Origin of the sequence: Diaphorobacter sp. LR2014-1, assembly GCF_002916785.1 — a bacterium.
Classification (GTDB): Bacteria; Pseudomonadota; Gammaproteobacteria; order Burkholderiales; family Burkholderiaceae_C; genus Diaphorobacter; species Diaphorobacter nitroreducens.
Genome location: NZ_MTBE01000005.1, coordinates 118,407 through 132,792 on the forward strand (window position 1 = coordinate 118,407; position 14,386 = coordinate 132,792).

Consider the following 14,386-nt stretch of genomic DNA (forward strand, 5'->3'; position numbering starts at 1 on the left):
CAACAAGGGCGAGAAAGGCAGTCTGGTTATGACACCGCGAACTACGACGGAGATCTGTTCCAGCCGCTGAGGCTGGCCGTTCGCGCCTGCACGAGATTTCTCTCGCCCCCATAAAAGCGCGGACCTGTACCGCGCTTTTTGCTTTCTGAACCCCAGTCAAGCGCAGCTCACCTACCGAAAAAGACTCGATAAGGATTTCCATGATTCACATTACGCTTCCCGACGGTTCCCAGCGAGAGTTTGCTGGTCCCGTGACTGTGGCGGAGGTGGCTGCCTCCATCGGTTCGGGCCTGGCCAAAGCGGCGCTCGCCGGCAAGATCGGGGACAAGGTGGTGGATACCAGTTACCAGATCACGCAAGACAGCCCGCTGTCCATCGTGACGGCCAAGGATGCCGACGGCCTGGAGGTGATCCGCCACTCCACGGCCCACCTGCTGGCCTATGCGGTCAAGGAACTGTTTCCCGATGCGCAGGTGACCATCGGGCCGGTGATCGAAAACGGCTTCTACTACGACTTCTCGTACAAGCGTCCGTTTACGCCGGAAGACTTGGCCGCCATTGAAAAGCGCATGGCGGAACTGGCTGCGAAGGATGAACCAGTGGTGCGCCGTGTATTGCCTCGGGACGAGGCGGTGGCGTACTTCAAGGGCCTGGGCGAACACTACAAGGCCGAGATCATTGCCAGCATCCCGACGAATGAGGACGTGAGCCTGTACCGCGAGGGCGGCTTTGAAGACCTGTGCCGTGGCCCCCACGTACCCAGCACCGGCAAGCTCAAGTTCTTCAAACTCATGAAGGTGGCGGGCGCCTATTGGCGCGGCGACCACCGCAACGAGATGCTCCAGCGCATCTATGGCACGGCATGGGCCACGAAGGAAGAACTGCAGCAGTACCTGCACATGCTGGAAGAGGCCGAGAAGCGCGACCATCGCAAGCTGGGCCGTGAGCTTGACCTGTTCCACATCGACGAACATTCGCCTGGTACCGTGTTCTGGCACCCCAAGGGCTGGACGCTGTGGCAGGAGGTGGAGCAGTACATGCGCCGCGTATACCGCGACAACGGCTACCAGGAGGTCAAGGGCCCGCAGATCCTGGACAAGACGCTGTGGGAAAAAACGGGACACTGGGACAAGTACCGCGACAACATGTTCACCACTGAGAGTGAGAAGCGCGACTACGCTCTCAAGCCGATGAACTGCCCGGGCCATATCCTGATCTTCAAGCAGGGCATCAAGAGCTACCGCGACCTGCCGCTGCGCTACGGCGAGTTCGGCCAGTGCCACCGCAACGAGCCCACGGGTGGCCTGCACGGCATCATGCGCGTGCGCGGTTTCACGCAGGACGATGGTCACATCTTCTGCACGGAAGACCACATCCTGGCCGAATGCACGGCTTACACAGCGTTGCTGCAAAAGGTCTACAAGGACTTCGGCTTCCACAACATCATCTACAAGGTGGCCACGCGCCCCCAGGCACGCATCGGCTCCGACGAGAGCTGGGACAAGGCCGAGCATGCGCTGATGGAAAGCCTGCGCGCGTCGGGTTGCGAATTCGAGATCGCTCCCGGCGATGGCGCCTTCTACGGCCCGAAGATCGAATACACGCTCAAGGACGCGATCGGACGGCAGTGGCAGTGCGGCACCATGCAGGTGGACTTCTCGATGCCCGAGCGGCTGGATGCAGAGTACGTGGGCGAGGATGGCGGGCGCCATCGGCCGGTGATGCTGCACCGCGCCATCGTGGGCAGCCTGGAGCGCTTCATCGGCATCCTGATCGAAGAACACGCCGGGGCCTTGCCCGTTTGGCTTGCGCCCGTACAGGTGGCGGTGCTCAATATCACCGATGCACAGTCCGATTACTGTCGTGAAATCGCCGCAAAGCTGCAAAAAGCGTTGCCGAATCAAGGCCTTAGGGTGGTGACTGATCTGCGTAACGAGAAGATTACGTATAAAATACGGGAGCATTCGCTGCAAAAGCTGCCCTACATCCTCGTCGCCGGCGACAAGGAAAAGGCTGCAGGGGCTGTGGCAGTGCGTGCCCGGGGTAACAAAGACCTCGGCGTGATGTCCCTCGACGCATTCGTCGATCTGATCGCGCAGGACATTGCCTCCAAAGTCTGAATCATTGCTTGAAGCGCATCCCTGGTGCGTAAGCTGCTACGCTTTTCGTAGCTTTTTAATTGAAGGTGAGAGCCATCGCTACCGAATTTCGTGACCGTCGCCAGCGCGAGGAGCGCAAGCATCGACTGAACCGTGAAATCATGGCGCCTGAAGTGCGCTTGTCCGGTCCGGACAACGAGCCCCTGGGCATCGTCAGCCTGCAAGAGGCCCTGCGCATGGCGGGCGAGCTGGATGTGGACTTGGTTGAAATTGCAGCCACGGCTAATCCCCCGGTCTGCCGCCTGATGGACTATGGCAAGTTCAAGTATCAGGAGCAGAAGAAGGCGGCCGAGGCCAAGGCCAAGCAAACGGTCATCGAGATCAAGGAAGTCAAGTTCCGCCCTGGTACGGACGATGGCGACTACAACATCAAGCTGCGCAACATCCGCCGTTTTCTGGCGGAGGGCGACAAGTGCAAGATCACGCTGCGCTTCCGTGGCCGCGAGATCACGCACCAGGAGCTGGGCCTGGCATTGCTCAACCGCTTGAGGGATGACCTGGGCGACACCATTTTGGTGGAGCAGTTTCCCAAGCTGGAAGGTCGCCAAATGATCATGATGATCGCGCCGGCCCGCAAGAAGCCGGCAGGTAAACCTGCCGCCGAAAGCGCTCCCGCCGCTGGCGACAACGCTGCGTAAGTAAGGAGATTTGGCGGGCGCCCCCTAAAAAAGGGTGCCGGCCGATAGGCGGCATGCAAGTGCCGCCGCACGGCGAGCCGCAAGGCGCGTCGTTTGAAAAAGTGGCTCGGGGCCAACAAGGTTGCACAGCGGTGTGCAAACGCCTCACGAGCACAACCAACAGGAGCATTCACATGCCCAAGATGAAGACCAAGAGCAGCGCGAAGAAGCGTTTTCGCGTTCGTCCAGGCGGTACGGTCAAGCGTGGCCAAGCTTTCAAGCGCCACATCCTGACCAAGAAGACCACGAAGAACAAGCGCCACCTGCGTGGCATTGTGAACGTGCACGAAAGCGATATGGGTTCCATCGCAAAGATGCTGCCCTCCGCTGGCCTGTAATCAACTGACGAACAAGGAGAAAACACATGCCTCGCGTCAAACGTGGTGTAACGGCCCGCGCCCGTCACAAGAAGGTCCTCGCCCTTGCCAAGGGCTTCCGTGGTCGCCGCGGTAACGTCTTCCGCATCGCCAAGCAGGCGGTGATGAAGGCGGGGCAATATGCCTACCGTGACCGCCGCACCAAGAAGCGCGTGTTCCGCCAGTTGTGGATCGCCCGTATCAACGCCGCTGCCCGTGAACTGGGCCTGACCTACAGCCAGTTCGCCAACGGCCTGAAGAAGGCATCCATCGAGATCGACCGCAAGATGCTGGCCGACCTCGCGGTGCATGACAAGGCTGCCTTTGGCAGCATCGTGGAGCAAGTCAAGGCCAAGCTGGCTGCTTGAGTTCACGATTGGTGGCTATAAATTTTATAGCTACTAGCGCGCAAACAACAAGGGCTAGGGCTTGAAAAGGCACTAGCCCTTGTTTCTTTTTCAAGAGTCGATATGAACGAGTTGGATTCCTTGGTGACGAGCGCGCGCGAGTCGTTCGCGCGTTCCGCAACCCCTGCCGAACTGGAGAACGCCAAGGCGCAGTTCCTGGGCAAGTCAGGCCGCCTGACCGAGCTCATGAAGGGCATGGCGCAGCTCTCGCCCGAGGAGAAGAAAACCCGCGGCGCCGCCATCAACGTGGCCAAGCAGGCCGTGGAGGCAGCCCTCGCCGCACGCCGCCAGGAGCTGGCGGACGCCGAGCTGCAGGCACAGCTCAAGGCCGAGGCGCTGGATGTGACGCTGCCGGGCCGCCAGCGCGGCCGCGGCGGCCTGCATCCCGTGTCGTTGACGCTGGAGCGCATCGAGCGGATCTTCGGTTCGATGGGCTTCGAGGTGGCGGACGGCCCCGAGATCGAGACCGACTGGTTCAACTTCACGGCGCTGAACACGCCCGAGGACCACCCCGCCCGGTCCATGCACGACACCTTCTACGTGGAAGGCGGCACACCCGAAGCCCCCAACCTGCTGCGCACGCACACCAGCCCGATGCAGGTGCGCTACGCCGTGCAGCATGTGAAGAAACACCGTGGCCTGATCGACGCCGGCCAGGCCATGCCCGAGATCCGCGTGATCGCTCCGGGCCGCACCTACCGCGTGGACTCCGACGCCACGCACTCGCCCATGTTCCACCAATGTGAAGGCCTGTGGATCGGCGAGAACGTGAGCTTCAAGGACCTGAAGGTCGTGTTCACGGACTTCTGCAAGACCTTCTTTGAAAGCGACGACCTGGTGCTGCGCTTTCGCCCCAGCTTCTTCCCTTTCACCGAGCCCAGCGCCGAGATCGATATCCAGTTCCAGTCGGGCCCGTTGGCCGGCAAGTGGCTGGAGGTGGCGGGCTCCGGCCAGGTGCACCCCAACGTGGTGCGCAACATGGGGCTGGACCCCGAACGCTTCATCGGCTTTGCCTTCGGCATGGGGCCGGACCGACTGACCATGCTGCGCTACGGCGTGAACGACCTGCGCCTGTTCTTCGACGGCGACATCCGTTTCCTGTCGCAGTTCCAGTAATGCAAAAAAGTGAGCTGCCAGCGCTTGTTAAGCCTACTCTTCAATATGTTTTCATATGGAAAACAATAGGTAGCAAGCGCTAGCAGCTCTCTTTTCAAGAGCACGCCAAAGAAGTCTGACTATGCAATTCCCCGAATCCTGGTTGCGCGAGTTCTGCAACCCTCCGCTCACCACCCAAGAACTGGCCGATACCCTGACGATGGCAGGGCTGGAGGTCGAAGAGCTGCAGCCCGTGGCGCCGCCGTTCACGAAGATCGTCGTCGGCGAGATCAAGGATGCCCAGCAGCACCCCAATGCCGACCGCCTGCGCGTGTGCCAGGTGGATGTGGGGCAGGGCGAGCCGCTGACCATCGTCTGTGGCGCGCCCAATGCCCGCGTGGGCATCAAGGTGCCGTGCGCCATGGTGGGCGCGGAGCTGCCGCCCGGCGAGGATGGCAAGCCGTTCCTCATCAAGGTGGGCAAGCTGCGCGGTGTGGAGAGCTTTGGCATGCTGTGCTCGGCGCGCGAGCTGAAACTGTCGGAGGACCATGGCGGCCTGCTGGAACTGCCGGCCGACGCGCCGCTGGGCCAGAACATCCGCCAGTACCTGAACCTGGACGACACGCTGTTCACGCTCAAGCTCACACCCAACCTGGCGCATTGCCTGAGTGTCTACGGCATCGCGCGCGAGGTGTCCGCGCTGACGGGCGCGCCGCTGAAGGCGCCGCAGTTCCCCACCATGGCCACCGCGATCGATGACCGCTTGCCCGTGCGCGTGAGCGCGCCTGACCTGTGCGGGCGCTTCTCCGGCCGCGTCGTGCGCAACGTCAATACCCAGGCCGCCACACCGCAGTGGATGGTGGACCGCCTGGCGCGCTGCGGCCAGCGCAGTGTCTCGCCGCTGGTGGACATCTCCAACTACGTGATGTTCGAGTTCGGCCGCCCGTCGCACATCTTCGATCTGGACAAGATCCATGGCGGCCTGGAAGTGCGCTGGGGCAAGGCCGGCGAACAACTCAAGCTGCTCAACGGCAACACCGTCACCGTCGATGAGAAGGTGGGTGTGATCGCCGACGAGCGCGAGGTGGAGTCGCTTGCCGGCATCATGGGTGGTGACGCCACGGCTGTGTCGGATGACACGCGCAACATCTACGTCGAGGCGGCCTTCTGGTGGCCAGAGGCCGTAGCCGGCCGCTCGCGCCGCTACAACTTCTCCACCGACGCCGGCCATCGCTTCGAGCGCGGCGTGGATCCCGAGCTGACCGTGGAGCACATCGAGCGCATCACGCAGCTGATCGTCGACATTTGCGGTACGCCAGAGACGGCATGCGCTCCCATTGATGATCAGCGCGTCAACATGCCCGCGCAAACACCGGTGCGCATGCGCATCGCGCGTGCGGCCAAGGTGATCGGCATGCCGCTCACGCAGGCGCAGTGCGTGGATGCGCTGAGGCGCCTGGGCCTGCCGCTGCAGGAGGAAGAGGGTGCCGTGACGGTCACGCCACCGTCGTTCCGCTTCGACCTGCGCCTGGAGGAAGACCTGATCGAGGAAGTGGCGCGCGTGGTGGGCTACAACAACCTGCCCACCACCCCGCCGCTGGCGCCGATCACGCCCAAGCTGTGCGCAGAATCGCGCCGCAGCAGCTTCGCGGTGCGCCGTGAACTGGCGGCATTGGGCTACCAGGAGACCATCAACTTCAGCTTTGTCGAAGAGCATTGGGAAAAGGAACTGGCCGGCAACGCCGCTCCGATCAAGCTGCTCAACCCTATCGCCAGCCACCTGAGCGTCATGCGCTCGTCGCTGCTGGGCTCTTTGCTGCAGGTGCTCAAGTTCAACCTGGACCGCAAGGCCGGCCGCGTGCGCGTGTTCGAGCTGGGGCGGGTGTTCCTGCGTGATGCGAGCGTGCAGAACACCGACCGCACGGTGGAAGGCTTCGCGCAGCCGATGCGGGTCGCGGGCCTGGCCTATGGTGCGGCCGATGCGCTGCAGTGGGGCCGCAAGGACAAGGCGGTGGACTTCTACGATGCCAAGGGTGATGTGGAAGCGCTGCTCGCGCCGCTGCGCCCCACGTTCGAGCCAGCAGCGCATCCGGCACTGCACCCGGGCCGCTGCGCGCGCGTGCTGCTGGAGGGCCAGCCCATCGGCTTTGTGGGCGAATTGCATCCGCAATGGCGCCAGTCCTGGGACCTGCCGGCTGCGCCGATGATGTTTGAACTGGAGCTGGACGCCGTGCTGCAGCGCAAGGTGCCGGGCTTTCGCCCCGTGGCCAAGCGCCAGTTGGTGGAGCGGGACATTGCCGTGGTTGTGGCCGAGCGGGTCTCGCACGATGAGGTGATGCGTGCCATTGGCGGTGCGCTGGCGGGCGATCTGCTGCGCTCCGCAGTGCTGTTCGATGTTTTCCGGCCCCAGCCGCAGCGTGCGGGCGAGGCCGTGCCGGCGGGTGCTCTGGCGCAGGGCGAGAAGAGCCTGGCCATTCGCCTGACGCTGGGCAGCGACGCCGCCGCGTTGACGGACGCTGAGATCGAAGCCGCAGTGCAATCGGTGCTGCAGGCGCTGGGTACCCACACAGGAGCGAGGTTGCGATGACTCGGGGGATGGAGCCAGGACCGGTGGAGTTCGCCGTGGAAAGCCTGGAATCGCCTGCGCTGACCAAAGCGCAGCTGGCGGATCTGCTGTTCGAGCACATCGGCCTGAACAAGCGCGAGTCCAAGGACATGGTGGACGCCTTCTTCGACCTGATCGTGCAAAGCCTGGTCGACGGCCAGGACGTGAAGCTGTCAGGGTTTGGCAACTTCCAGATCCGCACCAAGGCGCCGCGTCCGGGGCGTAACCCGCGCACTGGGGAAGCCATCCCCATCAAGGCGCGACGCGTGGTGACCTTTCATGCCAGCACCAAACTCAAGGAACAGATCCAGGGGCAGGACAAAGCTTGAAGTAGTTGACCCGAACCGGTGTTTTTGGCCCAGAGATCCTGGCCGCCGGTAAGGGGCTGCAGTACGCTCCACAGTCCTGCCCGTTTTTTGCGCCATTCCCATGAGCACCTTGCTGCCACCCATTCCGGCCAAACGCTATTTCACGATTGGTGAAGTGGCGGAGCTCTGTGGCGTCAAACCCCATGTCCTGCGCTACTGGGAACAGGAATTCACGCAGTTGCGCCCCATGAAGCGGCGCGGCAACCGGCGCTATTACCAGCACCATGAGGTGCTGATGATCCGCCGCATTCGCGACCTGCTGTATGACCAAGGCTTCACCATCAGCGGTGCGCGCAACCGGCTGCAGGAGCTGGCCCATGCGGACAAGGCGCTGCGCGATGGTGGTGCGCCGCATGCGGATGGCCTGGAAGCGGCTGTACCCGCACAGGGTGCGAACGAGGGGATGAGCGTCGCGCAGGCGGTTCCTTTGAACACGGCGACCCTGCGAAAAGAATTGGAAGAAATTCGCGCACTTCTTCTTACGGCCTGATTTTTCGGTATAGAATTCAAGTCTTGTCGGCGTGTAGCGCAGCCTGGTAGCGCACTTGCATGGGGTGCAAGGGGTCGCGAGTTCGAATCCCGCCACGCCGACCATTTATGCCAAAGGGACCACCGTTTTAACGGTGGTCCCTTTCTTCTTTGGCCCGTTTGGATCCTTGGCGGGACCAATGTCCTGTGCGCAGTGGGCATGCGTCTCTCGCGCTACAATGAGAGGCTTTCCCGCAAACAAGTCGCCCGGCCGCATCCAAAGCAATTTTCAACAAGCAGTAGCCTTCAGGAACATCGCCGTTCCTGCGGCTCCCGGGCGACCCGTAAACCATCGGAGAACCCAGTGCTTTTGTCTCTCAAGGGAACCTTCCCGCCCGCCATCCTGGCGCTCGCAGACGGCACGGTCTTTATCGGTAACTCGATCGGTGCCGCCGGCACCACGGTCGGCGAAGTGGTCTTCAATACCGCCATCACCGGCTACCAGGAAATTCTCACGGACCCCAGCTACTGTCAGCAGATCGTCACCCTGACGTATCCGCACATCGGCAACTACGGCGTCAACGCAGAGGATATCGAGGCTGAAAAAGTCCACGCCGCAGGCCTCATCATCAAGGACCTGCCGCTGCTGGCCAGCAACTTCCGCATGACCGAGACGCTGCCCGAGTACCTCGTGCGTGCCAAGACGGTGGCCATCGCCAACATCGACACCCGTAAACTGACCCGCCTGCTGCGCACCCAGGGCGCGCAAAATGGCGCCATCGTCGGCTTGGCGGCTGGCGAGGCCGTGACCCAGGCGCGCATCGACGAAGCCGTGGCCGCGGCGAAGGCGGCGCCCAACATGAACGGGCTGGATCTGGCCAAGGTCGTGACCACGCGTGCCGCGTACGCCTGGGACCAGACTGAGTGGAAGCTGGGCGAAGGCTACGGCACGCAGACGGCCCCGCGCTTTCACGTCGTGGCCTATGACTATGGCGTGAAGCTGAACATCCTGCGCATGCTGGCCGAACGCGGCTGCAGGCTCACCGTGGTGCCCGCGCAGACCCCGGCGGCAGAGGTGCTGGCCATGAATCCCGATGGCGTGTTCCTGTCCAACGGCCCGGGCGACCCGGCGGCCTGCGACTACGCGATCACGGCAGTCAAGCAGATCATCGACAGCGGCGTACCTACCTTCGGCATCTGCCTGGGCCACCAGATCATGGCGCTGGCCAGTGGCGCCAGGACTTTCAAGATGGACAACAGCCACCATGGCGCAAACCACCCTGTGAAGGACTTGGACAGCGGCCGGGTAAGCATCACCAGCCAGAACCACGGTTTCGCGGTGGACATGGCATCGCTGCCGGCCACCTTGCGCGCCACGCACATCAGCCTGTTCGACGGCACGCTGCAGGGCCTGGAACACAAGGACAAGCCGGCCTTCTGCTTCCAGGGGCACCCCGAGGCGTCACCCGGTCCGCACGACATTGCCTACCTGTTCGACCGCTTCACCACTCTGATGCAGGCCGCCAAGGCCCAGTAAGCCCAAAAGGAAACCGGCGCCATGAAACTCTTCAGCTTCCCGGCTGCAGCGCTTGAGAAAGCCATTCACAAGCGCGTGCTGACATTGCCTCCAATGCACCGCGAGTGGTTCACCGAACGCTGGCAGCAAAAGCCCTACAAGAAGTCTTTCGTCGAGAACAAGGCCATGCCCCTGGTCACGCTGATCGCCAAGGGCAAGACCTGGGACGATGCGACCTTCGCAGAGGCCATGCAGGAGTGGGACGTGACGTTCTACGAGGCAGAAGCCGAAGTGTTGCGACCCCTGGTTCAGGGCGACGGCCTGCTGCAGCTGATGCAAAAGAACCTCCCCGCCGAGCGGGCCCAGGCGCTGCTGGACAGGCTGAATACGCGGCGCCCCGCAGCGGTGTCTGCCGCCCCAGCCTCAGCCCCAGCGACCGATTGACAGACATACCATGCCAAAACGCACAGACATCAAAAGCATTCTCATCATCGGCGCCGGCCCGATCATCATCGGCCAGGCCTGCGAGTTCGACTACTCGGGCGTGCAGGCCTGCAAGGCGCTGCGCGAGGAGGGCTACAAGGTCATCCTGATCAACAGCAACCCCGCGACGATCATGACCGACCCGGCCACCGCCGACGTCACCTACATCGAGCCCATCACCTGGCAGACGGTCGAGAAGATCATCGCCAAGGAGCGCCCCGACGCCATCCTGCCCACCATGGGTGGCCAGACCGCGCTGAACTGCGCGCTGGACCTGTGGCGCAACGGCGTGCTGCACAAGTACAAGGTCGAACTGATCGGCGCGACGCCCGAGGCCATCGACAAGGCCGAAGACCGCCTGAAGTTCAAGGATGCGATGACCCGCATCGGCCTTGGGTCGGCGCGCTCCGGCATCGCCCACAGCATGGACGAGGCCTGGGCCGTGCAGAAGAACGTGGGCTTCCCCACCGTCATCCGTCCCAGCTTCACGCTGGGCGGCACGGGCGGCGGGATCGCCTACAACCCGGAAGAATTCGAAACCATCTGCAAGCGCGGCCTGGAAGCCTCGCCGACCAACGAGCTGCTGATCGAAGAGTCGCTGCTCGGCTGGAAGGAGTACGAGATGGAGGTCGTGCGCGACAAGGCGGACAACTGCATCATCGTGTGCTCGATCGAGAACCTGGACCCGATGGGCGTGCACACGGGCGACTCCATCACCGTGGCCCCGGCGCAGACGCTGACCGACAAGGAATACCAGATCATGCGCAACGCCAGCCTGGCAGTGCTGCGCGAGATCGGTGTCGACACGGGCGGCTCCAACGTGCAGTTCTCGGTGAACCCGAAGGACGGCCGCATGATCGTGATCGAGATGAACCCACGCGTGTCGCGCTCGTCGGCGCTGGCCTCCAAGGCCACGGGCTTCCCGATCGCCAAGGTCGCTGCCAAGCTGGCCGTGGGCTATACGCTCGATGAACTGAAGAACGAGATCACCGGCGGCGCCACCCCCGCGTCGTTCGAGCCCTCCATCGACTACGTCGTCACCAAGATCCCGCGTTTTGCGTTCGAGAAATTCCCAGCGGCCGACAGCCGCCTGACCACGCAGATGAAGTCCGTAGGCGAGGTGATGGCCATGGGCCGCACTTTCCAGGAGTCCTTCCAGAAGGCGTTGCGCGGCCTGGAGGTGGGTGTGGATGGCATGAATGAGAAGACCCAGGACCGCGAACTGCTCGAGAAGGAACTGGGCGAGCCGGGACCTGAGCGCATCTGGTACGTGGGCGACGCGTTCGCCATGGGCCTGTCGGTGGACGAGGTGCATGACCTCACCAAGATCGACAAGTGGTTCCTCGTGCAGATCGAGGAGATCGTGAAGATCGAACTCGACCTGGACCAACTCACGGCCGAGAAGGGCGATGGCGCGCTGGCCTCGCTGGATGCGGACACGTTGCGCGCGCTCAAGAAGAAGGGCTTCTCCGACCGCCGCCTGGCCAAGCTGCTCAAAACCAACGAGAAGGCTGTACGTGAAGCGCGCCATGCGCTGAATGTGCGCCCGGTGTACAAGCGCGTGGATACCTGCGCCGCCGAATTCGCCACCAATACCGCCTACATGTATTCGACCTATGAGGACGAATGCGAAGCCGAGCCCACCAACCAGAAGAAGATCATGGTGCTGGGTGGCGGCCCCAACCGCATCGGCCAGGGCATCGAGTTCGACTACTGCTGCGTGCATGCCGCCCTCGCCATGCGTGAGGACGGGTACGAGACCATCATGGTCAACTGCAACCCCGAGACTGTCTCGACCGACTATGACACGTCGGATCGCCTGTACTTCGAACCGCTGACGCTGGAAGACGTGCTGGAGATCGTGGACAAGGAAAAGCCCGAGGGCGTGATCGTGCAGTACGGCGGCCAGACGCCACTGAAGCTGGCGCTAGGCCTGGAGGCCGCTGGCGTGCCCATCATTGGCACCACCCCCGACATGATCGACGCCGCCGAGGACCGCGAGCGTTTCCAGAAGCTGCTGGGCGACCTGGGCCTGCGCCAGCCGCCCAACGCCACCGCGCGTACCGAACCCGAGGCGCTGGAGAAGGCCGCTGCCCTGGGCTACCCGCTGGTGGTGCGCCCCAGCTACGTGCTGGGCGGCCGTGCCATGGAGATCGTGCATGAGCAGCGCGACCTGGAACGCTACATGCGCGAAGCCGTCAAGGTAAGCAACGATTCGCCCGTGCTGCTGGATCGCTTCCTCTCCAATGCCATCGAATGCGATGTGGATTGTGTGCGCGATGCCTCCGGTGCCGTGTTCATCGGCGGCGTGATGGAGCACATCGAACAGGCTGGCGTGCACTCGGGCGACTCCGCCTGTTCGCTGCCGCCGTACTACCTGAAGGCCGAGACGGTGGCCGAGATCAAGCGCCAGACCACGGCCATGGCCCATGGCCTGAATGTGGTGGGCCTGATGAACGTGCAGTTCGCAATTCAGGAAACTGACGACGGTGATGTGATCTACGTGCTGGAAGTGAACCCGCGCGCCTCGCGCACGGTGCCGTTCGTCAGCAAGGCCACGGGCATCCAGTTGGCCAAGGTGGCGGCGCGCTGCATGGCCGGCCAGACCCTGGCCAGCCAGGGCATCACCAAGGAGGTCACGCCGCCGTACTTCAGCGTGAAGGAGGCCGTGTTCCCCTTCGTCAAGTTCCCGGGCGTGGACACCATTCTGGGCCCCGAGATGAAGTCCACCGGCGAAGTCATGGGCGTGGGCAAGACCTTTGGCGAGGCCTTCGTCAAGAGCCAACTGGGTGCGGGTACGCGCCTGCCGCGCTCGGGCAAGGTGTTCCTCACCGTGAAGAACGCCGACAAGCAGCGCGCGGTGGCGATTGCCCGCGACCTGGCGGCCATGGGCTTCGAGCTGCTGGCTACCAAGGGAACGGCCGCGGCCATCGAGGCCGCCGGCGTGCCGGTGCAGGTGGTCAACAAGGTGACCGAAGGCCGCCCGCACATCGTGGACATGATCAAGAACGACGAGATCGCCATGGTCATCAACACAGTGGAGGAGCGCCGCAACGCGATTGCCGATTCGCGCGCGATCCGCACCAGCTCGCTGCTGGCGCGCGTGACCACCTTCACGACCATTTTCGGCGCCGAGGCGGCCGTGGAAGGCATGAAGCACCTCGACAATCTGGACGTGTATTCGGTGCAGGAACTGCACGCCCGCTTGGCGGCTGCAGCCTGAGCGCGGCACCGGGTTTTAGGGGATGACCGCCGCGGCAAACGCGGCATAATCGCCCTTGATTTGTGAGACCGCCGCGCGGCAACGCGCGGCGGTTTGCTTTTTGCATCTGGAATCTGGAGACTGACCCATGGCCACCATTCCCATCACCAAGCGCGGCGCAGAGAAACTCAAGGAGGAACTGCACCGCCTCAAGACCGTCGAGCGGCCCGCCGTAATCAGCGCCATTGCGGAGGCGCGCGCGCAGGGCGATCTGAGCGAGAACGCCGAGTACGAAGCCGCCAAGGACCGCCAGGGCTTCATCGAAGGCCGCATCATGGAGATCGAAGGCAAGCTGTCGGCGGCCCAGATCATCGACCCCTCGGCGCTGGACGCCGGCGGTCGCGTGGTCTTCGGTGCCACGGTGGAGCTGGAGGACGAGGACACGGGCGACGCCGTGAAGTACCAGATCGTGGGCGAGGACGAAGCCGACTTGAAGCACGGCCTGATCAATGTTTCCAGCCCGATCGCGCGCGCGCTCATCGGCAAGGAAGAGGGCGACACGGCCGAGGTGCAGGCGCCTGGGGGCGTGCGGCGCTACGAAGTGGTGGCCGTCAGCTACATCTGAGGGTGCACGCCATGCGCGAACGCCTGCCCGTGCTGGCTGCGGCCCTGTGGTGGGGTAGCCTCACGGCCATGGGCTTCGTGGCCGTGCCGATGCTGTTCGTCTACCTGCCCACGCCGAGTATGGCGGGGCAGATAGCAGCCCGTTTGTTCGAGGCGCAGACTTATATTTCGATAGCGTGTTGCGCTTGTCTGTTGGTGCTTTCCAAAAGAAAACACGCGGAAACCGAGGAGCAGTGGGCGCGAGCAGCTATGGTTTTTGTGATCCTCGGCCTGCTGCTGGCCTTGCTGGTGCAATATGGCGTGGCGCCGCGCATCGTGGCGCGCCAGAACCTGCGGCTGTGGCACAGCGTGGGCAGTGCCATGTATCTGGTGCAATGGCTCTGCGCGGGTATTACGTTGTGGAAAACTGCCAGGCAAGGAGGGTGA

At 63.2% G+C, this 14,386-nt stretch carries 13 protein-coding genes and 1 tRNA gene; all 14 read left to right on the top strand.

The features are described from left to right. The first annotated feature begins 200 nt into the window (after positions 1-200). Positions 201-2,120 (top strand): threonine--tRNA ligase, encoded by a 1,920-nt coding sequence (gene thrS, locus BV908_RS06540; RefSeq protein WP_103737586.1) that lies wholly within the window; start codon positions 201-203, stop codon positions 2,118-2,120. Positions 2,121-2,185: 65 nt separating this feature from the next. Further along, positions 2,186-2,797 carry a translation initiation factor IF-3 gene (infC, locus tag BV908_RS06545; protein ID WP_083766753.1) on the top strand — a complete coding sequence of 204 codons (612 nt, stop codon included), beginning with the start codon at positions 2,186-2,188 and terminating at the stop codon, positions 2,795-2,797. Between the two features lie 173 nt (positions 2,798-2,970). Then, positions 2,971-3,174, top strand: a complete 204-nt coding sequence (rpmI, locus tag BV908_RS06550; protein WP_103737587.1) for a 50S ribosomal protein L35 — start codon at positions 2,971-2,973, stop codon at positions 3,172-3,174. 26 nt (positions 3,175-3,200) lie between these two features. Beyond that, positions 3,201-3,560 carry a 50S ribosomal protein L20 gene (gene rplT / locus BV908_RS06555; protein WP_005795139.1) on the top strand — a complete coding sequence of 120 codons (360 nt, stop codon included), beginning with the start codon at positions 3,201-3,203 and terminating at the stop codon, positions 3,558-3,560. 102 nt (positions 3,561-3,662) lie between these two features. After that, positions 3,663-4,715 (top strand): phenylalanine--tRNA ligase subunit alpha, encoded by a 1,053-nt coding sequence (gene pheS, locus BV908_RS06560; protein ID WP_011805602.1) that lies wholly within the window; start codon positions 3,663-3,665, stop codon positions 4,713-4,715. A gap of 121 nt (positions 4,716-4,836) precedes the next feature. Beyond that, positions 4,837-7,281, top strand: coding sequence for a phenylalanine--tRNA ligase subunit beta (gene pheT, locus BV908_RS06565; RefSeq protein WP_103737588.1), 2,445 nt, complete (start codon positions 4,837-4,839; stop codon positions 7,279-7,281). Then, positions 7,278-7,628, top strand: a complete 351-nt coding sequence (locus BV908_RS06570) for an integration host factor subunit alpha (protein ID WP_103737589.1) — start codon at positions 7,278-7,280, stop codon at positions 7,626-7,628. Before pheT ends, BV908_RS06570 begins: the two co-directional genes overlap by 4 nt. Positions 7,629-7,728: 100 nt before the next feature. Further along, on the top strand, positions 7,729-8,157 hold the full coding sequence (locus BV908_RS06575) for a MerR family transcriptional regulator (protein ID WP_103737590.1): 429 nt from the start codon (positions 7,729-7,731) through the stop codon (positions 8,155-8,157). Between the two features lie 27 nt (positions 8,158-8,184). Next, positions 8,185-8,261 (top strand) — tRNA-Pro (locus BV908_RS06580). Between the two features lie 238 nt (positions 8,262-8,499). Further along, positions 8,500-9,672, top strand: coding sequence for a glutamine-hydrolyzing carbamoyl-phosphate synthase small subunit (gene carA / locus BV908_RS06585; protein ID WP_011805598.1), 1,173 nt, complete (start codon positions 8,500-8,502; stop codon positions 9,670-9,672). Positions 9,673-9,693: 21 nt separating this feature from the next. Beyond that, entirely contained in the window at positions 9,694-10,095 is a 402-nt protein-coding gene (locus BV908_RS06590; RefSeq protein WP_011805597.1) for a hypothetical protein, read from the top strand. Between the two features lie 10 nt (positions 10,096-10,105). Further along, positions 10,106-13,357, top strand: a complete 3,252-nt coding sequence (gene carB / locus BV908_RS06595; protein ID WP_103737591.1) for a carbamoyl-phosphate synthase large subunit — start codon at positions 10,106-10,108, stop codon at positions 13,355-13,357. 127 nt (positions 13,358-13,484) lie between these two features. Continuing rightward, complete coding sequence (gene greA, locus BV908_RS06600) at positions 13,485-13,961, top strand: transcription elongation factor GreA (protein ID WP_011805595.1); 477 nt, start codon at positions 13,485-13,487, stop codon at positions 13,959-13,961. Positions 13,962-13,972: 11 nt separating this feature from the next. Further along, positions 13,973-14,386: a DUF4149 domain-containing protein gene (locus BV908_RS06605; protein ID WP_103737592.1), complete on the top strand. Its 414-nt coding sequence runs from the start codon at positions 13,973-13,975 to the stop codon at positions 14,384-14,386.

What these genes read in the sequence shown, in the direction of transcription:
- thrS (WP_103737586.1), top strand. Translation starts at nt 201, where the DNA reads ATGATTCACATTACGCTTCCCGACGGTTCCCAGCGAGAGTTTGCTGGT.
- pheT (WP_103737588.1), top strand. Translation starts at nt 4,837, where the DNA reads ATGCAATTCCCCGAATCCTGGTTGCGCGAGTTCTGCAACCCTCCGCTC.
- rplT (WP_005795139.1), top strand. Translation starts at nt 3,201, where the DNA reads ATGCCTCGCGTCAAACGTGGTGTAACGGCCCGCGCCCGTCACAAGAAG.
- carB (WP_103737591.1), top strand. Translation starts at nt 10,106, where the DNA reads ATGCCAAAACGCACAGACATCAAAAGCATTCTCATCATCGGCGCCGGC.
- greA (WP_011805595.1), top strand. Translation starts at nt 13,485, where the DNA reads ATGGCCACCATTCCCATCACCAAGCGCGGCGCAGAGAAACTCAAGGAG.
- BV908_RS06605 (WP_103737592.1), top strand. Translation starts at nt 13,973, where the DNA reads ATGCGCGAACGCCTGCCCGTGCTGGCTGCGGCCCTGTGGTGGGGTAGC.
- pheS (WP_011805602.1), top strand. Translation starts at nt 3,663, where the DNA reads ATGAACGAGTTGGATTCCTTGGTGACGAGCGCGCGCGAGTCGTTCGCG.
- rpmI (WP_103737587.1), top strand. Translation starts at nt 2,971, where the DNA reads ATGCCCAAGATGAAGACCAAGAGCAGCGCGAAGAAGCGTTTTCGCGTT.
- BV908_RS06570 (WP_103737589.1), top strand. Translation starts at nt 7,278, where the DNA reads ATGACTCGGGGGATGGAGCCAGGACCGGTGGAGTTCGCCGTGGAAAGC.
- BV908_RS06590 (WP_011805597.1), top strand. Translation starts at nt 9,694, where the DNA reads ATGAAACTCTTCAGCTTCCCGGCTGCAGCGCTTGAGAAAGCCATTCAC.
- BV908_RS06575 (WP_103737590.1), top strand. Translation starts at nt 7,729, where the DNA reads ATGAGCACCTTGCTGCCACCCATTCCGGCCAAACGCTATTTCACGATT.